Origin of the sequence: Fibrella rubiginis (assembly GCF_017353185.1) — a bacterium.
In the GTDB taxonomy this organism is placed as follows: Bacteria; Bacteroidota; Bacteroidia; order Cytophagales; family Spirosomataceae; genus Fibrella; species Fibrella rubiginis.
Genome location: NZ_JAFMYV010000007.1, coordinates 191,017 through 214,011, shown reverse-complemented (window position 1 = coordinate 214,011; position 22,995 = coordinate 191,017). Strand labels below are relative to the sequence as shown.

At 54.0% G+C, this 22,995-nt stretch carries 20 protein-coding genes; 12 read left to right on the top strand and 8 right to left on the bottom strand.

Going from position 1 to position 22,995, the window contains the following annotated elements; all coding sequences use genetic code 11:
• Positions 1–3: 3 nt before the first annotated feature.
• The 4 genes from J2I47_RS15205 to J2I47_RS15190 all read right to left on the bottom strand — a co-directional run bounded on the left by J2I47_RS15205 (position 4) and on the right by J2I47_RS15190 (position 4,514).
• The gene (locus tag J2I47_RS15205; protein ID WP_207365440.1) at positions 4–282 is read right to left on the bottom strand and encodes a helix-turn-helix domain-containing protein; all 279 of its coding nucleotides are present in this window, start codon (positions 280–282) and stop codon (positions 4–6) included.
• 74 nt (positions 283–356) lie between these two features.
• Positions 357–1,292, bottom strand: a complete 936-nt coding sequence (locus J2I47_RS15200; protein WP_207365439.1) for a hypothetical protein — start codon at positions 1,290–1,292, stop codon at positions 357–359.
• Positions 1,293–1,306: 14 nt separating this feature from the next.
• A complete protein-coding gene (locus J2I47_RS15195; protein ID WP_207365438.1) occupies positions 1,307–2,710 on the bottom strand; it encodes a tyrosine-type recombinase/integrase in 1,404 nt (467 codons plus the stop codon).
• 565 nt (positions 2,711–3,275) lie between these two features.
• Positions 3,276–4,514: an MFS transporter gene (locus tag J2I47_RS15190; RefSeq protein ID WP_207365437.1), complete on the bottom strand. Its 1,239-nt coding sequence runs from the start codon at positions 4,512–4,514 to the stop codon at positions 3,276–3,278.
• A 162-nt stretch (positions 4,515–4,676) separates the two neighbouring features.
• On the opposite strand from J2I47_RS15190, the gene treF reads away from it, so the two are divergent.
• On the top strand, positions 4,677–6,155 hold the full coding sequence (gene treF, locus J2I47_RS15185; protein ID WP_207365436.1) for an alpha,alpha-trehalase TreF: 1,479 nt from the start codon (positions 4,677–4,679) through the stop codon (positions 6,153–6,155).
• 100 nt (positions 6,156–6,255) lie between these two features.
• On the opposite strand, the gene J2I47_RS15180 is transcribed toward treF, so the two are convergent.
• The 3 genes from J2I47_RS15180 to gcvP all read right to left on the bottom strand — a co-directional run bounded on the left by J2I47_RS15180 (position 6,256) and on the right by gcvP (position 10,615).
• Positions 6,256–6,723 (bottom strand): hypothetical protein, encoded by a 468-nt coding sequence (locus J2I47_RS15180; protein ID WP_207365435.1) that lies wholly within the window; start codon positions 6,721–6,723, stop codon positions 6,256–6,258.
• A gap of 134 nt (positions 6,724–6,857) precedes the next feature.
• Entirely contained in the window at positions 6,858–7,424 is a 567-nt protein-coding gene (locus J2I47_RS15175) for a hypothetical protein (protein WP_207365434.1), read from the bottom strand.
• A gap of 254 nt (positions 7,425–7,678) precedes the next feature.
• Positions 7,679–10,615 carry an aminomethyl-transferring glycine dehydrogenase gene (gene gcvP, locus J2I47_RS15170; protein WP_207365433.1) on the bottom strand — a complete coding sequence of 979 codons (2,937 nt, stop codon included), beginning with the start codon at positions 10,613–10,615 and terminating at the stop codon, positions 7,679–7,681.
• A gap of 363 nt (positions 10,616–10,978) precedes the next feature.
• On the opposite strand from gcvP, the gene rfbF reads away from it, so the two are divergent.
• The 8 genes from rfbF (at position 10,979) to J2I47_RS15130 (ending at position 18,914) form a co-directional block, all read left to right on the top strand.
• Positions 10,979–11,749 carry a glucose-1-phosphate cytidylyltransferase gene (gene rfbF, locus J2I47_RS15165; protein ID WP_207365432.1) on the top strand — a complete coding sequence of 257 codons (771 nt, stop codon included), beginning with the start codon at positions 10,979–10,981 and terminating at the stop codon, positions 11,747–11,749.
• A 229-nt stretch (positions 11,750–11,978) separates the two neighbouring features.
• On the top strand, positions 11,979–13,097 hold the full coding sequence (rfbG, locus tag J2I47_RS15160) for a CDP-glucose 4,6-dehydratase (RefSeq protein ID WP_207365431.1): 1,119 nt from the start codon (positions 11,979–11,981) through the stop codon (positions 13,095–13,097).
• Complete coding sequence (rfbC, locus tag J2I47_RS15155; RefSeq protein ID WP_207365430.1) at positions 13,094–13,621, top strand: dTDP-4-dehydrorhamnose 3,5-epimerase; 528 nt, start codon at positions 13,094–13,096, stop codon at positions 13,619–13,621. Before rfbG ends, rfbC begins: the two co-directional genes overlap by 4 nt.
• Positions 13,622–13,746: 125 nt before the next feature.
• On the top strand, positions 13,747–14,973 hold the full coding sequence (locus J2I47_RS15150) for a class I SAM-dependent methyltransferase (protein ID WP_229374627.1): 1,227 nt from the start codon (positions 13,747–13,749) through the stop codon (positions 14,971–14,973).
• A gap of 82 nt (positions 14,974–15,055) precedes the next feature.
• Positions 15,056–15,907 (top strand): NAD-dependent epimerase/dehydratase family protein, encoded by an 852-nt coding sequence (locus J2I47_RS15145; RefSeq protein WP_207365429.1) that lies wholly within the window; start codon positions 15,056–15,058, stop codon positions 15,905–15,907.
• Complete coding sequence (locus J2I47_RS15140; RefSeq protein WP_207365428.1) at positions 15,904–16,647, top strand: cephalosporin hydroxylase family protein; 744 nt, start codon at positions 15,904–15,906, stop codon at positions 16,645–16,647. Before J2I47_RS15145 ends, J2I47_RS15140 begins: the two co-directional genes overlap by 4 nt.
• Positions 16,648–16,701: 54 nt before the next feature.
• Positions 16,702–17,730 carry a glycosyltransferase family 2 protein gene (locus tag J2I47_RS15135; RefSeq protein WP_207365427.1) on the top strand — a complete coding sequence of 343 codons (1,029 nt, stop codon included), beginning with the start codon at positions 16,702–16,704 and terminating at the stop codon, positions 17,728–17,730.
• The gene (locus tag J2I47_RS15130) at positions 17,730–18,914 is read left to right on the top strand and encodes a glycosyltransferase family 4 protein (RefSeq protein WP_207365426.1); all 1,185 of its coding nucleotides are present in this window, start codon (positions 17,730–17,732) and stop codon (positions 18,912–18,914) included. The genes J2I47_RS15135 and J2I47_RS15130 overlap by 1 nt, the downstream gene beginning before the upstream one ends.
• Here the strand turns inward: J2I47_RS15130 and J2I47_RS15125 are convergent.
• A complete protein-coding gene (locus J2I47_RS15125; protein ID WP_229374625.1) occupies positions 18,911–21,004 on the bottom strand; it encodes a DUF7657 domain-containing protein in 2,094 nt (697 codons plus the stop codon). The two genes, J2I47_RS15130 and J2I47_RS15125, sit on opposite strands and share 4 nt — an antisense overlap.
• Positions 21,005–21,225: 221 nt before the next feature.
• Here J2I47_RS15125 and J2I47_RS15120 point away from each other — a divergent pair, with 221 nt between their 5' ends.
• The 3 genes from J2I47_RS15120 to J2I47_RS15110 are packed head-to-tail and all read left to right on the top strand — an operon-like array spanning position 21,226 to position 22,994.
• Positions 21,226–21,918: a glycosyltransferase family 2 protein gene (locus J2I47_RS15120; protein ID WP_207365425.1), complete on the top strand. Its 693-nt coding sequence runs from the start codon at positions 21,226–21,228 to the stop codon at positions 21,916–21,918.
• A complete protein-coding gene (locus J2I47_RS15115) occupies positions 21,915–22,247 on the top strand; it encodes a DUF2304 domain-containing protein (RefSeq protein ID WP_207365424.1) in 333 nt (110 codons plus the stop codon). The genes J2I47_RS15120 and J2I47_RS15115 overlap by 4 nt, the downstream gene beginning before the upstream one ends.
• A gap of 9 nt (positions 22,248–22,256) precedes the next feature.
• On the top strand, positions 22,257–22,994 hold the full coding sequence (locus J2I47_RS15110) for a glycosyltransferase family 2 protein (RefSeq protein WP_207365423.1): 738 nt from the start codon (positions 22,257–22,259) through the stop codon (positions 22,992–22,994).
• Position 22,995 lies beyond the last annotated feature (1 nt).

The window sequence follows — 22,995 nt, the reverse complement described above, 5'->3', positions numbered from 1 at the left end:
TCCCTACGCCGTTTTCTGTGTTCCGGCTTCCAGATAGGCTACCAGTTCACTTTTGATAAAGTACAGCCGACCAAACCTCTTTTTGTGCGGTATCTTCTTGATGTTCTGATATACCGTTTGCTCTGATATACCTAGAAATTCGGCAGTTTGCCCCACGTTCAGGGGTCTTTCCTCATTCGGGCCGGGCCGGTATTCGGCGGGGGGTTGGTCGTTTAAGACCTTACGAAATTCAGTCTGTATCAGACTTTTTAACTGTTCAGTGTCAAGCTGAATAATGACCATAACCTTTGGCGTTTAATCTTTTGCCAAAGGTCAGGGCATCGGGTTAGGGGGCTTGGGTACTGAATATTGAGTAATCATTTGCGGCTATTCTCTCCACGGGCTACCACTTGAGCTTGAGAAATCTGTTGCAGTTTCTCAAATACCCCCGCATTCGCTTCTATAGGCTGTTCTAAAGCCTTGCTTAACGTTTGTTCATAGCTTTTCATATCAATGCCTAAAAAGCCGCCTACCTGTTGCATGAACTGTTTTTTGGTCAGACGCTGGCCATTTTCCAGTTCGATCAAATGCAACTCATACAGAGCGTTCAACACTCGGATAAGGTCAGTTTTTGAGCCTTTCTTACCAGCGACCTTGAACGGACTTTTGGCGGCTTGCTCTTGTTGTTCCAGTTGAGCAAGGGCTTTTAGCTTGTTTATTTCGGTCTGGCACTTCTTATCATATTCCGGTCCAAACCACTCAATTATAAGGCCGTCCCCACCCCGTTGTTCGTACTCTGCTTTTTGCTCTATCAGATAAGCAATTTTGGCAGTAGTATCGGGTAAGGTAGCAAGGTGTGTTTTAGCAGCTTGCCAGTCGAAACTAGTGTTAATAGAATTATCAACCTCTGATCTGTGCAATTTATCATTCTCTCTTTTCAGTAAGCTCTCTATTTTTTTCAGTGATATTTCTTTCCCGTCGTTATCGCTGTAAACTGTCCCTGAAAAGTAGCTAATCAGGTGAGTAAGCATGAACCTTTTTTGCTCATCAGCAAACGGCGGGCCTTGTTCGTCAAAGTCATTCATCAGGGCCTTTACCGCGCTTAACGGTTTAGTCCGGTTGGTGAAAAGAAACCCCTCAGCATGAGTAAACGCATCTAAAGGCACCTCTACATCAAAAAACAATCCGTTGTCAGTGGCCGTATTATAAATCTCGAACGTGTATTTGTTCCAGTGGTCATTTGGGGTTGTAAAGTGGGCTTCTATTCGTTCTTCTTTTGTTAGTTCGGCGGCTGGCTGTTCTTCCTTCTCCATTTGTTGAGGTTAGCTTACAGGGCGTTTAGAAATGCTTTAGCTTCCTCATCATCGAAGGAGCCTAAATAACTTTCCGTCGTCTTGAGGTTGGTATGTCCAAGCGACTTAGAAATAAAAGCCAAAGAAGCATTCGACTTAAGCAAAACAGTAGCAAATGAGTGACGGGCAGCGTAGGTATTCATATCGGCATCAATGCCCAACCTTTCGCCTATTCGGTTCATCCATTTGTTCGTGACTTTCGTAACCTGTTGCACTTCGCGTTTACGTCGGTCGGCATCCATATCGGATGTAAGAAAAGGGAAAACGTAACTAGTTGCTTGCTTGTCAGCCGTTCCCCAGCGGTTGAGAATTGCTACTGTTTCAGGCCGTAGGTACGCTGTAATACTGCTTTGCTTCTGCTTGGTACTCCGGGCCGTTTTCATCCGCACGAAGGTTAGTTTATTGCCCTTCAAATCGACGTTACCCCATGTCAAATGGCAAATATCGGTTAGGTTAGCTCCATTGCAGTAGTAGGAGAATAGCCACAAATCCAAGCTACGTTGCTCCATCGTGCCGGGTAGACAATCAACGCCCTTAATTCGGTCAATGTCGGTTTTAGATAATGCTTTTTTAGTGTTTGCCCCAGCTGGTATTACGTACCGACCCGGCCCGAACGGGTAAGCAGCAACGGGCAATATTCCGGCCTGTATGGCATCGTTGACCACGACCCGAACCCTACCCATATAGAAGCCTACGGTGGTCAGGCTGGCAGGTGTATTGGGCTTACCGGGGCTTTTAGCAGCGCGGCCATAATGCAACATCCATTGTTCATACGTAGTGAGGAAACTACTATTTAGTTGGGCAAACTCCAACGTAGCAACGGGGCGGATTTTTTTGCCCCCACGGGGAACAGGGATGTTCAGAAACTCTTTACGTTCCTCATCGGTGAACGAATCCACAAACCGGCGCAATGATCTTGCAGCGAACTCGAAAAGTTGGCCGTTGCCGATCCGGTCAGTCTTTCGCATCGTGGCACCCATGTTCATTAGAGCTTGAATAACGTCGGTTTGCCCGGTGGGGAGTTCCTGCGCTTTACCGTAGTTATCAAGTGCATCGGCAAAGGCATCAAAGCTGAACCCGTCTCCCAACTGTGCAATGATGTTTTGCGCTCGCACCAAAAACCCGTCCTGTTCTTTGCCGGATTCATCAGTAAAACGCCCGTAGAACCGTTGCCATAGTTTACGGCGTTCCTCATCTTTCACCGTTCCAGGTAAACCACCTTTGGTGCGTTCCAGAAACTTCCAATCGTCGGGGGTGACTTTTGTACCTGTTGAGAACAGTTTTTGCTTACGGTCGGCATAGACTGATAACCGGACAAAACTTAGATTCCCGGTACTACGGCGGGTATCATGGAACAGGGTAGGGGTTGCGGCTTGCATCTGTCTTGCGGGTTAAAACGCATTGCACAGATAGGACAGTGTGCAATGCGTTGTGCAATGTAAATATACATACATAACGCATAACAGCGATAAAAGTCAAGGTGATATAAGGGATAATTTTAGACTTAACTATCTGTTTTACAGTAGTATTAAGGAATATATATAAAGAGAGGGCTAAGAGAAAAATAAGTCCGGTTGCTCATTCGTAATGAATAGGTCGTAGGTTCAAGTCCTATAGGAGGCTCCTTGATAATCAGCCAGTTACGTTAGATCGTGACTGGCTTTTTTGTTGTAGTTGCATTGTATGTGGTGAGATTGGCTTAGATCCTCTAATACAAGCCTAGGGGCGGTTCCGTACTAGTTTCAGACCGTCGAGGGCAAGAATGTCTACCAGACAGTCAGCAAAGGCCACGCGTTAAATACGCCCAAGAAGCACGTCGCCAATTTCTTCGACCTGCCCTTGGCTGATGTCAATAAGGTTTAGCAGCAGTTGCAGGTACGTTACGCTCCGGATGGGTTCACCGCCAGTCTCACTGCTAAAGTGCTGCTGCCTAATCAGTTTCTCTTACGCCGCTATTCGTCCTTGCATTCTTCTAAACAGAGTCAGCAGCACTAGCAGCAGCGTAATGGGCACCAGCGAGGCGTAGAAGGCGGTTTGGCCGCCGTAGGTTTCGAAGATGCGGGCGGTGATAATGGAGCCGGTAGTGCCGCCGAGGGCCGAAAACACCACAATCAGGCCCGCCATGGGACCATGCTGCTTCAGGGGTAAGCTGCTCAGAATGGCCGAATTGATAGCCGGGTAAATGGGGGCAATGAACAGGCCGATGAGCGGAAACAGGAACGCCGCCACCGGGGCATCGAACCAGCCGTAGTCGGCACCGGCAATGGCGGCGTTGCTGGCCTTTTCGGCGAGGGGCAGGGCCAGGAAAACCAGCCCGGCAGCCACAACCAGGCAGATCATCAGCAGGGCATACCACGTCACTTTTCTCAGCGCAAAACCAGCCAGAAGCCGTCCCAGGGCGGTGCTGGCAGCCAGAATACTCGCCATCTGAATGCTCAGCGACGAGGGTAGCTTCAGGTAATCTTTGTTGAACGTGGGTAGCCAGCTCATGATGCCCTGCTCCATGAGCACGTAGGTGAAAGCCGTGAAAATAAACACCAGCACCAGCGGTCGCGCGGCAAGCCGGAGCATGTCGGCAATGTTGTTGAGGCCCACCGCTTCGTCCTGACTTTGTATGTTGGATTCGTCGAGGGGGGTGGTGAGCAGGAGCAGAAACGCCGCCCCGGCAATGCCCGCCAGCACGTAGTAGGTAGCGAGCCAGCTTGTGGAACCGGGATGGGCATCGTCTACAAAGGAGGCGAACAGAAAGTAGGTCGACATGACGCCGAGCATGAACATCGACTCCAGAAAATTCATGAAGCTGGCGTGTTCGTTGGCGTCTTTGGTGAACAGGCCGATGGTGGCAAACACCGACACCTTGATGAGCGCAAAACTAGCTCCCACGGTGGCGAAAAGCAGTTTCGTAGTCCAGAAAGCGGGTAGCTGCGGCATCAGCAGGCAGGCCAGCATTACCATAGCGAGGGCAATGAGCATGGACCGCTTGTAGCCGATGCGCGTGACGTAGGAGGCCACCAGAAACGAGACCACGGCGATGGTCAGGTCTTTAAACGCTTCCAACACAGAAGCATCGGTTTTGGAAACGCCGTAGCTGCTTTGCACCTGTAGAATGACAATGCCGACGCTGTTGAGCAGGATGGCAAAAACGATGTAGTTTAGGAAAAGGGAGATTTTTAGGCGAAGCATAGGTTAAGGAGCGGAGGAGTGAAAAGCGAATGTACGGCGGAGCGTTGCTCCGGTAGGCCGTCAGGCCAGTGGTAATGGATAAATTTGTGCAGAATTGGTCTGACGGCCCACCGGAGCAACGCTCCACCATACATTTACCCTTTCGCTAATCCACTCTTAAGTATGACTCTGCTTTTTCACGATGTGCAGCTTAGCGGCATCTTCGCCGATTCTAAAACCTTTCCCGACTGTGTGCCGAAACAGGACCCGGTAGCAATTGAGGCCTTGTATGAACAACAGCGGCAACAGCCTGATTTCGATTTAAAAGCATTTGTCTATGAACACTTTACACTGCCCGAACAGGTCGCGTCGGGCTATGTGAGTGATACCACCCTATCCAGTGCCGAACACATTAACGGCCTGTGGAACAGTCTCACACGCGTGGCCGACGTGCCCGTACCCTACGATTCGCGGGTAGCGCTGCCCCATCCGTATGTGGTGCCGGGCGGCCGGTTCCGCGAGATATTTTACTGGGACAGCTACTTCACCATGCTCGGCCTCCGCGAATCGGGACGGGTCGATCTAATTCGGGGGATGCTCGCCAATTTCGCGTATCTGATTGATCAGTTCGGGTTTGTGCCCAATGGCAACCGGACGTACTTTCTGAGCCGGTCGCAGCCCCCATTTTTTGCCCTGATGGTGCAGCTTCTGGCCGATATCGACGGGCCAGCCGTGTTAACCAAGTACCTACCGCAGCTGCAGAAAGAATATGATTTCTGGATGCACAAAACAATCAGAACTAGCTCTGGCAAAGCCGTTTACCAACGCAGGGTAGGCTTGTTAAGCGGCCAGTCGCTTAACACGTATTCCGACGATCTGGCCACGCCACGGCCTGAAGCCTACCGACAGGAACTGGAGCTGGCACCAGAGGCCGAAGCATCGGCTATTGCTCCCGAAACGCTGTATCACCACATCCGCGCTGCCTGCGAATCGGGCTGGGATTTCAGCAGCCGCTGGTGCGCCGACCCGCACGTATTAGCTACGATCCATACTGCCAACATTGTGCCCGTTGACCTGAACTGCCTGCTGTATTCGCTGGAAAAGACACTGCAAAAAGCCTACACCCTGGCCGGCAATCAGGCGCAGGCCGTTGATTTCAGCTACCTCGCCGACCAACGCAAAACTGCCATCGTGGACCATTGCTGGAACGACGAGACCGGCTTTTTCCATGATTACGATGCCAAAACGTTCCTAAAAACCCCTTCCCTGACACTGGCAGGAGCATTTCCGTTGTTTATGAACATGGCCACGCCCGAACAGGCCCGCCGCGTGCATGACCGGCTCAAAGCTGATTTCTTACAGGCAGGTGGCTGGGTAACAACGCTGGAACAAACCGGCCAACAGTGGGATTGGCCCAACGGCTGGGCACCGCTGCAGTGGGTCGTCTACAAAGGCTTGCTGAACTACGGCTACGTAGAAACCGCCAACGAAGGGCGCAACCGCTGGCTCGCCCTGAACGACAAGGTCTTCAAAGCCACGGGCAAGATGACCGAGAAATACAACGTAGTTGATGCCGCCCTCACCACCGGCGGCGGCGAATACCCCAACCAGGACGGCTTCGGCTGGACGAATGGGGTGTATTTGGGGTTACTGAAAGGTTAATGTACAATGCATAATGGCTTCGCGCTCTGGGGGTTCCGAGCGCGAAGCCATTATACATTATACATTGTACATTATGCATTGTACATTAACCTTCTCTTCGCTAACCAAACAACTCGCTCCACATCGCTTTGGCTTTGGCGGTGGCGGCGTCTACTTGTTGGGCGGCTTCGGCTTTAATTTCGTCAAGTTTTACCTGAGCATCAGCGAGTTGCACAGCAGCCTCAATACGAAGCTCGTCGAATTTATCTTCGGCCAGGTCCTGAAGTTCGTCGGCTTTAGCGGCGGCAGCGGCGTAGGCCGTTTCGGCCTGCCCCTGCAAGTGGGTCAGCGTTTCGGCGGTGGCGGCTTTGGCGGTTTCGAAGTGCTGAGTAGCTTTTACTTTCAGGTCTTCCACGTCGATGTCCTTGCCCATTTCCTGTGCCCTGGCTACCAACTGATCTTTCAGTTCGTCCAGTTTTGCGGCAGCGGCACTTAGTTGCTGACCAGCCTCGGTACGGATGGCATCTAATTTTTCGGCGGCAACGGCTTTCGCGGCCTGTACTTGTTCGGTGGTTGTTTTCGTCTCCATGAATGGTTTTTTGAAGGGCGAAAGATAGGTTAAGAATGTACAATGTATAATCGGTCCGCCGATGCGGTACAATGAACAATGGCTTCGCGCTGGAACATCTGAGCGCGAAGCCATTGTTCATTATACATTGTACATTAACCTAAACGTCTCACCACCAATCCGTTCACCAGTTCGATCAGTGCCATCGGTTTCAAGGTGCGCCAATTGGGAATGTGGAGGGTACCGCCGAAATTGATGTAGTAGTCGAGGCGGAATTTTATCCACTCGGTCTCCACAAATTCGGGGAAGTTGATCGCCGTAATCCAGCCATCTTCCACGTCGTCGAACCACTCTTCGTAGTAGCTGTCGTCGGAGCCGTGGAAATTCAGGACGTTTTCGCCGATGAGCAGAAAGTATTTCACCCCCTCATGCACAAGCGGGTCAATGACCTGCCGTTTCAAAAACATGATGTCGTTGTGAAGGGTATCGTTCCACTCACCGAACAACTCGATGACAACGGCCTGTCGGTCGTAGTTGGCGTAGAGAATCTTGCAATACAGCGTCTCTGAGCCTATTTCGTCCCAATAAGGGTGGATGTAGTAGCCGTAGATATCGTTCTCGTACTGGGTTGTATTATACGTCCGCTCATAAAACGGAGACCGCTCATCGTCAGAGGCGGCATAGTACTTCTCCCAGCCATAGAAAGGTTCTATGTCTTGCATGGAAATGAGTTCAACGTCTAATGTAATGTTTAAAGTCTAACGTTGCTTCGCGCTCCAGGGGGCTGACGCATAGCCCTTCGACTGGGCGTCCCCGACAAGCTCAGGGTGACAGCCCATCTAATGCAGTCCAGTAAACCTGATTCAACTTGCCTGTCACCCTGAGCTTGTCGGGGACGCCCAGTCGAAGGGCTATGCGTCAGCCCCCTGGAGCGCGAAGCAACGTTAGACTTTAAACTTTAAACCTCAAACTTAGTTTAGTACCCTCCCCCATCAGTCACCACCATGCGCTCTTCCGACGTAACGACCTCATCGGCGTAGGCGTCTGTAGGAACGCATGAGCACACAAGGTTACGGTCGCCGTAGGCCGAGTCGATGCGGCTGACGCTCGGCCAGAATTTGCGGGCGCGGACGTAAGGCAACGGGAAAACGGCCTTTTCGCGGCTGTAAGGCCGGTTCCAATCATCGGCCAGGGCCACGTTGGCGGTGTGTGGCGCGTGTTTCAACACGTTTTCGGTACGGTCAGCTTCGCCATTTTCGATCTCGCGAATCTCGTTGCGAATGGCAATCATGGCATCGCAGAAACGGTCGAGTTCGGCCTTCGACTCCGATTCGGTTGGCTCGATCATCATCGTACCAGCTACGGGAAACGACACCGTGGGCGCGTGAAAACCGTAGTCCATCAGCCGCTTGGCAATGTCTTCCACCTCAATACCCACCGACTGTTTCAGCGGACGGCAGTCGATGATCATTTCGTGGGCGGCACGGCCATTAGCACCCGCATACAACGTCTCAAAATGCCCGTCGAGGCGCGATTTGATGTAGTTCGCGTTCAGGATGGCCCGCTTCGTGGCGTTGGTCAGCCCCTCACCACCCATCATAGCAATATAGGCGTATGAGATCGTGAGGATGCTCGCCGACCCATACGCCGCCGCCGACACCGCCCCCGACCGGATGCCCTCATTTTGAGATGAATGGCTTACGTTAGGATTCGCCGGGAGGAACGGCACCAATTGCTGGGCCACACCGATGGGACCCATGCCGGGACCACCACCACCATGCGGGATACAAAACGTTTTGTGCAGATTCAGGTGGCAAACGTCGGCACCAATGGTAGCGGGTGAGGTCAAACCCACCTGCGCGTTCATGTTGGCCCCATCCATGTACACTTGTCCGCCGTGCTCGTGAATTTTGGCGCACATGGCAATGATACTTTCCTCAAAAACGCCGTGCGTCGAGGGGTACGTCACCATCAGACAGGCCAGGTTTTCGGCGTATTGCTCGGCTTTGGCGTTCAAATCGGCCACATCGATGTTGCCGCGCTCATCGCATTTTACGATCACCACGTTCATCCCGGCCATTACGGCAGAGGCGGGGTTGGTGCCGTGCGCCGACTGCGGTATGAGGGCAATGTTGCGGTGGGTGTCGCCGCGGCTTTCGTGGTATGCCCGAATCACCATCAGGCCCGCGTATTCGCCCTGCGCCCCCGAATTGGGTTGTAACGACATGGCCGCAAAGCCCGTAATTTCACAAAGCCAGGCGTTCAGATCAGCAAAAAGTTGTTGATAGCCAAGCGTTTGATCTTTCGGTGCGAAGGGGTGCAACTTGCCAAACTCCGGCCACGTCACGGGAATCATTTCGGCGGTGGCGTTGAGTTTCATCGTGCAGCTCCCCAACGAAATCATGGAGTGCACGAGCGAGAGGTCTTTTTCCTCCAGCGACTTCAGGTACCGGAGCATTTCGTGTTCGGTGTGGTGCGTATTGAACACCGGGTGCGTCAGGTATTCCGACTGCCGGACCAGCCGCTCCGGCCAGCTTAGCTCAAGGCTGTCGATCATGCCCGTGAGGTCGTCTTCGCCCACCTGAATACCAAACACATCAAACAGCGTCTTCACGTCGTCGAGGGTTTTGGCCTCGTCGAATGAAATACTAATACGCTCACCGTCAGCATGGTAGCGTACGTTAATTTGTGCCGCCCGTGCCGATTTCTTCAGCGAGTCAATATCGTCAACGCGCAGGGTGAGCGTGTCGAAGTAATTCTCTGAAACAATGCTATACCCGGCGCGGCGGGCGGCTTTGGCAAATAGCTTGGTCAGGCCGTGAGTGCGTTCGGCAATGGCGCGGAGGCGTTGCGGACCGTGATACACGGCGTAGCTGCCCGCCATAACGGCCAACAAAACCTGCGCCGTACAAATGTTGGACGTGGCCTTTTCGCGGCGGATGTGCTGCTCCCGCGTTTGCAGGGCCATCCGCAGGGCGGGGTGCCCCTGTGCATCGACAGATACGCCGATGATGCGACCCGGAATCTGCCGTTTGAAAGCATCTTTCGTAGCAAAAAAGGCCGCGTGGGGGCCACCAAAGCCCATGGGTACGCCAAATCGCTGCGACGTACCCACCACTACGTCGGCACCCATTTCGCCGGGGGGGGTAAGCATGGTCAGGGCCAGCAGATCGGCGGCCACAGCCACGTTCACACCCAGTTCGTGGGCAGCAGCAATGAGATCGGTATAGTCGAACACCTCGCCGTCGGTGGCGGGATATTGCAGGAGCAGGGCAAACACGTCGCCCGACGTAAGGTCAACCTGCCGGTGGTCGCCCACCACCACGCGGATGTTCAGGGGCGTAGCGCGGGTGCGGACCACCTCGATGGTCTGGGGGTGGCAACGGTCTGATACAAAGAATGTTTCAGCTTTTTTGCGCTGTGCCGAACGTTGGCTGTGCAGCATCGTCATGGCCTCGGCGGCGGCGGTGGCTTCATCCAGCAGCGACGCGTTGGCAATGGGCATGCCCGTCAGATCACAGACTACGGTCTGGAAATTCAATAGCGCTTCCAGGCGACCCTGGGCAATTTCGGCCTGATAGGGCGTGTAGGCGGTATACCAGGCGGGGTTTTCCAGAATATTCCGCAGAATCACGTTGGGCGTGATGGTGTCGTAATACCCCTGCCCGATGTAGGACGTAACTACTTTGTTCTGCTGAGCGAGTTTCTTGAAATCGCTCAAAAACGCCTGCTCACCCTTGGGCTGTGGCAGATTGAGCGGACGCGGTAGCCGGATGTTAGCGGGTACGGTTTGCTCAATCAATTCGTCAATCGACGTAACGCCGACGGCCTTGAGCATCTGGTCGAAATCGGCATCAACTAGACCGTTATGGCGGTCTTCAAAACGGTCTGTTTGCTGAAGCGTTAGGTTCATAGAGTGATTAAACGCAGTGTTTTTTTGAAAACCCAAAGGTACGCCAAAACGTGCGACGGAAGGGAGTGGGCAGTGGCAGTAAGCTGATGGTGCTGTAGTACAGCTTCGCGCTGCGTGCCCTTCGACAGGCTCAGGGTGACAGCCCATCTAATGCAGTTCAGTAAACCTGATTCAACTTGCCTGTCACCCTGAGCTTGTCGAAGGGCACGCAGCGCGAAGCTATACTACAGCGCGAAGCCACTGCATACTGTCCTTCACTGTATACTGTTAAGTCCCTGGCACGGAAATTGACAACCCCTACTCAACCATCGGGCAGATGGCGTTATCTTGCCCGAACTAACCCACTGCGTAGCCCGCGCACCCATGAAAGTTGTGATTCTGGCCGGTGGCCTCGGCACCCGCCTCAGCGAAGAAACGGTGCTCCGGCCCAAACCGATGGTCGAGATTGGCGGCATGCCGATCCTCTGGCACATCATGAAAATTTACTCTGCCCACGGCTACAACGAGTTCATCGTCTGCCTGGGCTACAAGGGGTACATCATCAAAGAATTTTTCGCGAACTACTTCCTTCACCAGTCCGATGTAACCATTGATCTGAGTACCAACCAGATCGACGTGCACAACTCGCAGGCCGAACCGTGGAAGGTGACGCTGGTTGATACCGGCCGCGACAGCATGACCGGCGGACGACTACGCCGGGTGCGTCATCACCTTGGCAATGAGCCGTTTATGATGACCTACGGCGATGGTGTAGGCGACATTGACATTACGAAGCTAGTAGCCTTCCACCGCGCCAACGGCAAAAAATGCACCCTTACGGCCGTGCAACCCTCGGCCCGTTTTGGGGCATTGGATGTGAATGCTACCGACGGGGTACGGTCATTCCTGGAAAAACCCAAAGGTGATGGCGCCTGGATCAACGGCGGCTTTTTCGTCTGCGATCCGTCGGTCATTGACCTCATCGAAGGCGACGATACCACCTGGGAACGTTATCCAATGGAAACCCTTGCCGCCCAAAACGAGCTAATGGCCTTCCGCCACGATGGTTTCTGGAAACCGATGGACACCCTCCGCGACAAAACCGAACTCGAAACCGCCTGGACCACAGGGCACGCCGAGTGGAAAGTATGGTAAAAATGAGTTTAACGTTTAAGCGAATTAGATGATGGGATGGGATAGTGGGGGGCTTTCTTTGTCATCCCGACGACAGGAGGGATCTAGCGTCCTAATGCAGAATCGAGTGCTAGGACGCTAGATCCCTCCTGTCGTCGGGATGACAAAGAAAGCCCCCCACTATCCCATCCCATCATCTAATTCATTTAAGGTTTACATTAAAGCGAATAACCTTGAACCGCCACTGCCCATGTTTCAAGACACCTACCGCAACAAGACCGTTTTTCTGACCGGGCACACGGGCTTCAAAGGCTCGTGGCTGGCCTATTGGCTGCGGCAGTTGGGGGCTACGGTGGTGGGTTATTCGCTGCCCGCACCCACCGTGCCCAGCCACCATGCGTTGCTTGGACTTGGACAAGCTGAAACACTGGCGAACCTAAACGATCTGGGCACACTGACGCAGGCTATGCAGGCCGCTCAGCCCGACATTGTGTTTCACATGGCGGCGCAACCGCTGGTGCGCGAATCGTACAGAACCCCCCTGGAAACGCTGGAAACGAACGTTCTGGGCACGGCGCGGCTGCTGGAAGCCGTTCGGCAAACGTCGTCGGTGCGGGCGGTGGTGATTGTGACGAGCGATAAATGCTACGAAAATCCGGAAGACGGTCGCCCCTTGCGCGAGACCGATCCGATGGGTGGTTTCGATCCGTATAGTGTCTCGAAGGGGGCGGCAGAACTGATCACGGCCAGTTACCGCAACTCGTTTTTCAATTTGGCGCAGTATGGCCAAACGCATCACGTGCTGGTAGCCAGTGTCCGGGCGGGCAACGTCATCGGTGGCGGCGACTGGGCTACTGACCGGCTCATTCCCGACCTCATTCGCAGCACGCAGGAGGGAGCGTTGGGCAGTGCTGCTCCTGGCAACGGCCAACCGGTCGAGATTCGAAACCCGCTGGCGGTGCGTCCGTGGCAGCACGTGCTGGAGCCGTTGTCGGGCTATTTGCTTGTTGGTCAACAGCTTATGGCTGGCGATTTAACCGCTGCCGAGGGCTGGAATTTTGGCCCCGACGTGGCCGACGTGCTGCCCGTGCGTGACGTGGTGCGTGAAGCCAAGGCCACCTGGAGCGCTATTCAATGCCATGAATACCCGTCAGATGCCAATCCGCACGAGGCGCATTTGTTGAGTCTGAATTGCACCAAAGCCCACGAAAAGCTGGGCTGGAAACCCGTCTGGAACACCCAAACGGCCATTTTGCGCAGCATTGCCTGGTACCGCGACTACTACCAAAACGGAGCCGTCCACACCGACGCCGACCTGCGGGCCTACGTGGCCGAGGCCGAAGCCGCTAACCTGCCCTGGACCGTATGATCTTCACCGAAACACCCATTGCGGGCGCGTTCGTCATTACGCCCGCGCCACGCCGCGACAGCCGGGGGTGGTTCATGCGCACGTTCGATCAAAACACATTCATTGCCAGCGGCTTATGCGGAAACTGGGTGCAGATGAATCATTCCATGACCACCCAACCGGGTAGCATCAGGGGGATGCATTTTCAGCACACACCCGCCGCCGAAGTAAAATTGGTGCGTTGCGTGGCTGGTCGCGTATTCGACGTGCTGGTTGACCTCCGCCCCAATTCGGCTACGCGCTGGCAGTGGTTTGGCACCGAACTGTCGGCCCAAAACGGGCAGATGCTGTACATTCCCGAAGGCTGCGCCCACGGCTTTCAAACCCTCGAACCCAACTGCGAATTAGTCTATTGCCACAGTGCCGCCTACGCCCCCGAACACGAAGACGGCATCCGTTACAACGACCCAACAATCAACATCACCTGGCCCCTCCCCGTTACGGACATCTCCGAACGGGATCTGGGGTTTATTAATGTACAATGAACAATGAATAATGTACAATGCACCTCGATGGATCAGCTTCGTACACAGTTAGTTGAAGTAGAGCGCGAAGCCGACTCGTCGGAGTGCATTGTACATTGTTCATTGTTCATTGTACATTCAAAACTATGAACTGTCGATTCTGCCATACGCCCCTGAGCCACGTCTTTATTGACCTCTTCAACTCACCCGCGTCGAACTCGTTTCTGACCGCCGGGCAATTGAATGAGCCGGAAACGTTTTACCCGCTGAAAGTCTACACCTGCCCCACCTGCTTTCTGGTGCAGGTAGATGAGTACAAGAAATCGGACGCCATTTTCGACAGCGACTATGTTTATTTCTCGTCATTCTCAACCAGTTGGCTGGCGCACTCAAAGCAATATGTCGAGGCTATGACCACGCGTTTTGGGCTGAATGCACAGTCGCAGGTGATCGAGGTGGCTTCCAATGACGGGTATCTGTTGCAGTATTTCGTGGAAAAAGGCGTGCCGGTGCTGGGCATCGAACCTACGGCCAATACGGCGGCGGCGGCCATCGCCAAAGGGGTGCCCTCGATCACCCGTTTTTTCGGCACCGAACTGGCTAAAGAGCTAGCGGCTGAGGATAAACAAGCCGACTTGCTGTTAGGCAATAACGTACTGGCCCACGTACCCGACATCGTCGATTTTGTGGCGGGGATGGCCATTGCGCTCAAGCCGACGGGCGTGGTCACGATGGAGTTTCCGCACCTGTTGCAGCTGGTAGAACACAACCAGTTCGATACGATCTATCACGAACATTTTTCGTACTTATCCTTCACCACCGTCCGGCAAATCTTTGCGGCACAGGGCCTTACGCTATTCGACGTAGACGAACTGCCAACCCACGGCGGCTCACTGCGCATTTTCGCCCGGCACACCGCCGACGAAACAAAGCCTGTGCTACCTGCCGTGGCCGCGATGCTCCGGAAAGAAGCCGAAACGGGCCTTACCACGATGGCTTATTACGAAGGTTTTCAGCAACGCGCCCTCACCGTGAAACTGGATATGCTCGATTTTTTGACGAAGCAAAAGCGCGCTGGTAAGACCGTTGCGGCCTATGGCGCGGCGGCGAAGGGCAATACCCTTCTGAACTATTGCGGCGTCAAAAGCGACCTCATCGACTTTGTGGTGGATGCTAATCCGGCCAAGCAGGACAAATTCATGCCCGCCAGTCATATTCCAGTCGTCACTGAAGCCATATTGAAGGCCCGCCAACCTGATTTCGTCCTGATCCTGCCCTGGAACCTCCGCGACGAGATCACGAAGCAGTTGTCGTATATTCAGGAATGGGGCGGGCAGTTTTTGGTGCCCATCCCGGAGGTAAAGGTGATTTAATCTGCTGTATGTAGATGTGCAGTCAATTCTTCCAACTTGGCTGCACACCGTAAATCGTACTTCGTAAATCGTAAATCAGTAGATGCATATTCTCGTTACCGGGGCTTCGGGGTTTGTGGGTCAGCACGTAGTGCGGGCGCTACTGGCGCGCGGGCACCGCGTCACGGTTTCGGCTACGCAAGCGGGCAGCTTTAATCAAATCGACTGGCGTAATCGGGTGACGGTTGTACCCTACATGCTGACACCGCAACCCGACGAGCGCGACCTGTTCACGTTCTTCGGACAGCCCGACGCACTGCTACACCTGGCCTGGCAGGGGCTACCCAATTACAAGGCATCATTCCACCTCGACCAGAACTTATTTCCACATTACCATTTTCTTAAAAATCTGATTACCAACGGCTTGACAAACATTAATGTAACTGGCACGTGTTTTGAGTACGGTATGCAAAGTGGCTGTTTACAGGAAGAGGCACCAACATTTCCCGCCAATGCCTACGCCCTGGCAAAGGACTCGCTGCGGCGGTTTCTGGAAATGTTTCAACATGAACGAACGTTCGTTTTGAAATGGGCACGCCTGTTTTACATGTACGGCCCCGGTCAAAGTCCTAACTCACTGCTGCCCCTGCTGGAGCAGGCCGTGGCGGCGGGTGAGCCAGTGTTTAACATGTCGGGTGGGGAGCAACTGCGTGATTACCTGCCGGTTGAGACTGTAGCGATGTACCTCTGCCAGATCGTTGAACAGACGCAGGTGACAGGGGCAATCAACTGTTGCAGTGGCCAACCCATCTCGGTGCGGCGGCTGGTAGAAGACCACATAAAAAAACTGAATGCTCAGATAAGCCTGAATCTGGGCCATTACCCCTACCCCGACTATGAACCGATGGCGTTCTGGGGCGACAACACGAAACTGAAAAAAATAACCCAACAATGACCACAACAGCCAACAACCCCGTCGAAGCATTTAAGCAGGAACGTGCCGAGCGTGTAGCCTCCTACGCCCACCGCGCCGATCTGAAAGCCGCCGCCGACGCCTTCAACGTAGTCTCGAACCGCGACCAGTATTCCTATAATTTTTCGTGGATGGGCCGCCCCATCATCCAGTACCCGCAGGACATGATGGCCATGCAGGAACTGATCTGGGATATTAAACCCGACCTGATTATTGAAACCGGCATTGCCCACGGCGGTTCGCTGATCTACTACGCCTCGCTGATGGAACTGATTGGCAAGGGCGAGGTATTGGGCATTGATATCGACATCCGTGAGCATAACCGCCGCGAGATTGAGGCGCACCCCATGTTCAAGCGAATTCAGATGATCCAGGGATCGGCCATTGACGAAGAACTGGTAGCCGAAGTAGCCCGCCGGGCCGAAGGCAAACAAACCATCATGGTCTGCCTCGACTCGAACCACACCCACGACCACGTCCTGCGCGAGCTGGAATTGTACGCCCCGTTCGTGACTGTCGGCTCGTATTGCGTTGTGTTTGATACCATCGTGGAAGACATGCCGAAAGGTGCTTACGACCGCCCCTGGGATGTGGGCAATAACCCTAAAACGGCCGTTTGGGAGTACCTGAAGCATAATGACAACTTCGAGATAGACCATCAGATCGACAACAAGCTGCTCATTTCAGTAGCGCCGGAAGGGTATTTGAAGCGGGTGAAGTAGCCGTTTACTACTTACTTTTAAGGGCTTTGAGCAGTTGCTTAAAGCCCCTTTTTTATGGTAACGACAAGTCCCCTCGTCAGTATCGTTATTCCGCTGTATAACCAGCAGTTGGCTTATTTTCAGGAGGCACTAAGCAGTGCACTGGCACAGACATACGGGACTATCGACATCCTTGTTTCGGATAATCATTCCACGAATGACGTTCCGGCCTGGCTGGCCTCTCAAACTGATGCCCGCCTGCGGGTAGTGCGTCCTGACCAGTTTTTGCCGATGGTTGAGCATTTTCAATTTGCGGCGGATCAGGCAAAAGGCGACTGGATTCTATATCTCTGCTCCGACGATTACCTCTACCCAACCTGCGTGGAGACGCTGGTGAAGCACCTCCCCGCCGACGGTAGTGCCGCTGTGGCTTATGGCGAACTGGCCTGCGTTAACTTTCGGGATCTGAATCAGATCAAATTCTATTACAACCGTAAACCCACCGGCCTGCGCACTGCCGCCCAGTCGTTGAACGAACTGATAAAGCAACGCCCCTTTTTCGCCTGGATTCCCGGTGGCATGATCCGCCGCGATGTGTATTTGCACTGTCGCGAGGTGCTGAATGGCCACATCACCTATGGCTTCGATGTGGCCATGCTCTTGAAAGCGCATGAGTCGGGAAGCATTTTGTATGTTGATGAACACATTGGCAAGTTTCGGGTCTGGACCGCCAAGGATGGTAAGTTAGGTGGTAATCGACTGATAAAGAATATCGTAGATGCAGGACAGTGCATTCAAATTGTCCAACATTCGCCCACGCTTCGTGGCTTTTTATCTGCCGATGACCTGGCTACCTGGCGTAGCTATCAGGCCCGTCGGTGGGAGTTGTCAGCCCTGATTGACTTTTTCACAGGGGGGTGTACAGCGGTTGAAGCGAAGGCCGCATTAGCTAGCGTTGCTGAGCAGATAGCACCACCCGGCACTTTTACCAAACTGGTTCAACTGCTGTTGAGCAGACCCTTGCAAGCTTTATCGAGACCCACGCTAAATGGTATGTACGGTCTATTTTTGCACGTTCAGAAGTTTGCCAAACGCCCGTTTTGATGCCCACCGTTAAACCGTCTATCACCTTTATGCACCCGCACTGTATGCTGGCGGGTGGGGCTACCACCGTGTTGCTGGAGGTGAGCAAACGGCTGGTGTTGGCGGGTTGGCCGGTGCATGTGGTGTCTGTCCAGTCAGACCCCGCTATTGTGCGCGAAGCGGCCGCGGCAGGGGTGCGGTTTGTGGATGTAGGCGGACCGCTATCCTCATCCATCTGGTTTTGGTTGCAGTATCCGCTCATGTACTGGCGGGTGCATCGGGCGGCGCGGCAGATTGGGTCGCCGGTGGTGGTGTCGGAGCCGTTTCCGGCCAACTGGTGGGGGTGGTTTTACAAAAAACTGAATCCGGCGGTGCAGTTGGTGTACGTTTGCCATGAACCAACGGCTTTCATTTTTGAACATGCCTGGATCAACTCGATCAAGCCCGACTACATGCGTTGGGGTCTGAAACTGCTCAATCCCATCTTCCGCCAAATCGAGTTTGCTCTGATGCCCGTTACTGACCGGGTGGTGGCTAATTCGCAGTATTCAGAACGGACCATTGCACAAACGTTTCCGCGCCTCGACCCGGCCCGGCTCCGGCTGGTGTACTGCGGCATTGATCACGACACGTTTTACCCCCGCCCCCATGTGGTTCGTCAGCGACAGATCGTGATGGTGTGTACGCTCAACAAATTTAAACGGGTCGATACCGTTATCCGGGCGTTGGCGTTGCTTCGGCAGCAACCCGGCTGTGGCGATGTCAGGCTGCTGATTAAGGGCAGGGGGGTAGAAAAAGACCGACTACAACAACTGGCCACGTCGCTGCAACTTACTGACGCAGTAGATCTTATCGACGCGTTTTACGATACCACGCAACTAGCTAACCTGCTCTGTAGCAGTCAGGTCTTTGTTCACGCTGCGCATAACGAGCCGTTTGGTTTGTCGCCTATTGAGGCGATGGCCTGCGGCACACCCGCCGTAGTAACCGGCACGGGTGGCACCGCCGAAACAGTCACTAACGGGGTGTCGGGCTTATATTTCAATTACGAATCAGACCAATCCCTTGCTGATCAATTGCAGCGTCTGTTCACCGACGAAGCCCTCTGGCAACGCCTTTCTGCCGGAGCCATCAACCACGCCGCCCAATTCAACTGGGCTTTGACCCACAAGGTGTTTAGCGGCGTGGTAGAAGAGGTGAGTTAATCAACCCGTTCGTAGATCGTCATCGACCCCAGTTCAACGGCTTTTTTCATGCAGCGTACTTCATAAGGAATCTGCGGGGCATGGTCGTAAAGCATATACTTCACGTTCAGCTTCTTGAACTTCGGCGAACAGGGATCACCGGCAATGATGTAGCCGTCCTCGAACTGTTGCGCCAGAATAGTGGTGTCGGGTTGCTGCGGATTGATATACGTCTGGAACGTGACGTGAGCGTAACGGTTATAGGCCGAATCGCGCTTCATGGTTGGGTCCAGCACCTTAAAAACCTGCTTACGCTCGGGCAGGTATTTCACACCCGTAATCTGCTTGGCACCCGTAGCGGTGACCAGGTAAGTCACATACTGACTGCCATTAACAATCCAGCGGGCATCAGGGTTTTGATCTACCAGAGGCTTCACCGCCCGATAAAGCAAATGGTCGGTGATGGGCGTCAGCCCTTTCGAGAGTGGGTTGGCGCCGAGGTTGGGTAACAGAAAGAGAATCAGTCCGATACAAAACAGGGTAATCCTATATTTCGACTGGATGGTGAACAGCAACAGCGCATTCATGGCCGCGAAAAACAGTACCGGCAAAAACGTCTGCGACGAGGTGATAATACCCTCCGAATCGTTGACGTTCACCCAGGCCGTGTAAATCATGAAGCCCAGGATGGCTGCAATAGCCGCCGCGTTAACCCAAACCGGCACCTGCCTTACGTAGTCGCGAATGGCATTGAGGTACACCACCGTAAGCAGGATGCTGCCCACTCCCAGCGGAATCTGCGCCCGGCGGCTGGGCGACATGCTCACCAGCGTTTTTTCGGCCAGCCATTTCGGCCAGCCATATTCTACATAAATGGCCATTGCCACCGTAAACAGAGCCGCACCTGCCAGCATCCAGTCGATGCGTTTCCGCTGAACAAACAGCACGACGGTCAGGGGCAGAATCACGGGGGCAAAGGTCAGGTAATGCGACATTTCGCAGATGTTCAGCCAGCTCTTGGGGTACGACTGGTAGTTGGTAATCCAGCTATAATATTCTGAATACCAGTTTGCTATAAAACCTGACCCGCCCGATTCGCTGCGCTGACCGGGGTAAACTGTTTTGCTGGCGGCAACCAGCGTTTCCTGTACGTCTTTATAGAACGGGTAGAGCAATGCCCCACAAATGGCTAGGGCCACGACGAGCAGGCCCAGCTTGATGGCCCAGAACGGCAAAGGAAACAGTCGTTTCCGCTCATTATACATGAACCCACCCAGCACCAGCATGTACAGGTATGACATGGGCACCTGATAGGGCGGATACAACAGCAGCAAATAAACGATGGCCAAATACACCAGTCCGAACGCCAGCAGAGCCATTTTCCAGGGCGTTTTTTCGCGCATCAGATACACCGCCGTTACCGCCGTTAAACCACAATAGCCGACCATGCCAGACGGGATGAATGACCACCACACCGTACCCGACGACAGTAGTAAGGCCAACGCTCCCGTCAGCGAAAGCAGGTACTGACTTCGGGTGATGAGCATGAAAAACAGGAATGACCCCATTAGTAACACATACGGACTGAAGTCGTAGCCCCAGGCATAACCTCGTTCGGCATCAAGCAGCATGTAGCCCCAGTTGCCCGGTTTGAAAATGGTGACGATATGCTTGACGGGTGCTACCAGCAGCGGCGTTTTTAAGCCGCCAAGCCCCTCGTTGGTGTCGGTCATGCCGTTGTTTACATTCGAGATAATCCAGGGCGCCCCCACCGCATAATCGTCCATCCGGATCTGTTTCGGTGTGCCCGATACCAGCCCGCGCGTAGTCGGTGAGCCGTCGGGGATAAGCGTGTTCCAGATGGGGAGCGACACGTAGTGCATCTTACCGAGCACCATGAGCAGAAACAGGCCCGTGATGATGCCCAGTGTCCAGTTGGTGCGCCGGTCGAAACGAATCAGTTCGTTGGGGTCGGCGGGTTTGGGAAGAATGGGGGCAACGGGCTGTGGTTTGCTGGCCTGAACAGGGTTTGCGGCCAATACGTTTACGGTTCTGGGGCTAGGGGGGGCCGCCGGGGTTGCCGGGTTAGCAGGCCGCTTTTTCTTTGACATGGGTAATCAATCAGACGTTCGCTCAGGTGAGTTTACACCATAAAACTACAGTCTTACGCACGTAGGCTAGGTTAAAATGATAAAATAGTTTCGTTGGCTGAGTACGAATACCATGCCAGAATTACGGTCTTGTGGTCCTGGAAGGGGCAAAACGTCTGTTTTGGCATTATCTTTGGTAAGGCTTGGCGTAAGACCCTAACGCGCCCCGCCGCCCCTACCGTATGCCCACGTCAAATGCCTCTACTTTTGTGGTCGTGCCCACCTACAACGAAGCCGCCGCACTGCGCCAAACGCTGCTGCCGCTGGTCTACGAGGGGTATTCGGTAGTCGTGATCGATGACTGTTCTGCCGACAATACGCTCGACACTATCCAGGATTTGAGCCTGCATTATCTCCGCCACCCTATCAATCTGGGTCAGGGAGCGGCCCTGCAAACGGGTATGCGCTATGCCCTACTACAGGGGGCCGAATACGTCGTTCATTTCGACGCCGACGGGCAACATGATCACCGCGAAATTCAGACCCTGCTCGCCCCCGTGAAGGTAGGTGAGGCTGACATTGCCCTGGGGTCTCGGTTTCAACGGGCCAACGACGTTGAAGCTGTACCGGTGCTTCGCCGGGCCTTGTTAAAAGTAGCCACCATCGTTAATGGCGTAACTACCGGCCTGTGGCTCACCGACGCCCACAATGGGTTCCGGGCCATGAACCGCCGCGCCCTTGCCGCCATTCAGATTACGGAAAACCGCATGGCCCACGCCACCGAAATTCTGTCGCTGATTCGGCAACATCGGCTGCGCTACCGGGAAGTGCCGGTGCACATTATCTATACAGACTATTCGAAACAGAAAGGACAAAGTGCGCTGAACGCCTTTAATATTCTGATCGACCTCATTCTGAAGAAGTTACTGTTATGACGCCCATAAAAATTCTGCTTGCCCTGCCCTTGCTGGCGCTGGTGTTGCTATTTCTGACCCGTTTACAAAACCAGACCTTCTACCGCCTCTCGCTGATTGTGGTGGCCCTGGCGGGCGTAGCACTGGTACTCTTCCCCGAACTGTCGACGCAGATTGCCGTCGCGGTAGGTGTTGGCCGTGGTGTTGACCTGGTCATTTACATTGGCGGGGTTGTATTCTTTATCGGGATGGTCGTCTTCTATTCAAAAATTAGGCGGATTGAACGCACCCAAACCGAAATCATCCGCAACATGACGCTGAATCAGGCCAAGCCCCTGAACCAGGCGTAGCGGCTGTTGATGAAAATTACCGTCATCACCGTCGCCTACAATGCCGCATCTGTACTGGAACGCACCCTGCAATCGGTACTGGCGCAACGAGATGTCGACCTGGAGTATCTTGTTCTGGACGGCGGCTCTACCGACGGCACCGTCGACTTGCTCAAGCGGTATGACAACCAACTGTCGGGCTGGACATCGGAGCCGGACCAGGGTATTTATGACGCCATGAATAAAGGCGTCGGCCGCGCCACCGGCGACGTAGTTGCTTTCCTCAACGCCGATGACATCTATGCCCATGACCGAGTGCTGGCGCAGGTAGTCGCTCAGTTTGCTAACCCTACCGTGGGGGCAGTTTATGGTGACCTGGTCTACGTCGATGCACAGGACCGGGTAACTCGGTACTGGCAGGTGCGGCCGTTTTCGAGCCGTTTTTTTGACCAGGGCCATGCGCCCGCCCATCCCGCCTTTTTTGTTCGCCGCGAATTGCTTCTGCAAACAGGTGGCTTCCGCACTGAACTCACCCTCGCCGCCGACTACGAACTGATGTTCCGCGTCTTGCACATACCCGGCTTTACGCCCCGTTACATCCCTGAGGTTTTGGTCCGTATGCGGGCGGGCGGGGCCTCAAACAACGGCTGGCAAAGTGTACTTCGGGGCCTCCGCGAAATGACCTTAGCCTGGCACTTGAACAGCAAAAAAGCTCCCCTGATACTCTGGTTGCGTATTTTGCACCACCGTTTTAGGCAAAGGAAGTAAC

Bases quoted from the DNA above. Each gene is read 5' to 3' on its own strand.
- J2I47_RS15205 (WP_207365440.1), bottom strand. From the start codon at position 282: ATGGTCATTATTCAGCTTGACACTGAACAGTTAAAAAGTCTGATACAG.
- J2I47_RS15200 (WP_207365439.1), bottom strand. From the start codon at position 1,292: ATGGAGAAGGAAGAACAGCCAGCCGCCGAACTAACAAAAGAAGAACGA.
- J2I47_RS15195 (WP_207365438.1), bottom strand. From the start codon at position 2,710: ATGCAAGCCGCAACCCCTACCCTGTTCCATGATACCCGCCGTAGTACC.
- J2I47_RS15190 (WP_207365437.1), bottom strand. From the start codon at position 4,514: ATGCTTCGCCTAAAAATCTCCCTTTTCCTAAACTACATCGTTTTTGCC.
- treF (WP_207365436.1), top strand. From the start codon at position 4,677: ATGACTCTGCTTTTTCACGATGTGCAGCTTAGCGGCATCTTCGCCGAT.
- J2I47_RS15180 (WP_207365435.1), bottom strand. From the start codon at position 6,723: ATGGAGACGAAAACAACCACCGAACAAGTACAGGCCGCGAAAGCCGTT.
- J2I47_RS15175 (WP_207365434.1), bottom strand. From the start codon at position 7,424: ATGCAAGACATAGAACCTTTCTATGGCTGGGAGAAGTACTATGCCGCC.
- gcvP (WP_207365433.1), bottom strand. From the start codon at position 10,615: ATGAACCTAACGCTTCAGCAAACAGACCGTTTTGAAGACCGCCATAAC.
- rfbF (WP_207365432.1), top strand. From the start codon at position 10,979: ATGAAAGTTGTGATTCTGGCCGGTGGCCTCGGCACCCGCCTCAGCGAA.
- rfbG (WP_207365431.1), top strand. From the start codon at position 11,979: ATGTTTCAAGACACCTACCGCAACAAGACCGTTTTTCTGACCGGGCAC.
- rfbC (WP_207365430.1), top strand. From the start codon at position 13,094: ATGATCTTCACCGAAACACCCATTGCGGGCGCGTTCGTCATTACGCCC.
- J2I47_RS15150 (WP_229374627.1), top strand. From the start codon at position 13,747: ATGAACTGTCGATTCTGCCATACGCCCCTGAGCCACGTCTTTATTGAC.
- J2I47_RS15145 (WP_207365429.1), top strand. From the start codon at position 15,056: ATGCATATTCTCGTTACCGGGGCTTCGGGGTTTGTGGGTCAGCACGTA.
- J2I47_RS15140 (WP_207365428.1), top strand. From the start codon at position 15,904: ATGACCACAACAGCCAACAACCCCGTCGAAGCATTTAAGCAGGAACGT.
- J2I47_RS15135 (WP_207365427.1), top strand. From the start codon at position 16,702: ATGGTAACGACAAGTCCCCTCGTCAGTATCGTTATTCCGCTGTATAAC.
- J2I47_RS15130 (WP_207365426.1), top strand. From the start codon at position 17,730: ATGCCCACCGTTAAACCGTCTATCACCTTTATGCACCCGCACTGTATG.
- J2I47_RS15125 (WP_229374625.1), bottom strand. From the start codon at position 21,004: ATGTCAAAGAAAAAGCGGCCTGCTAACCCGGCAACCCCGGCGGCCCCC.
- J2I47_RS15120 (WP_207365425.1), top strand. From the start codon at position 21,226: ATGCCCACGTCAAATGCCTCTACTTTTGTGGTCGTGCCCACCTACAAC.
- J2I47_RS15115 (WP_207365424.1), top strand. From the start codon at position 21,915: ATGACGCCCATAAAAATTCTGCTTGCCCTGCCCTTGCTGGCGCTGGTG.
- J2I47_RS15110 (WP_207365423.1), top strand. From the start codon at position 22,257: ATGAAAATTACCGTCATCACCGTCGCCTACAATGCCGCATCTGTACTG.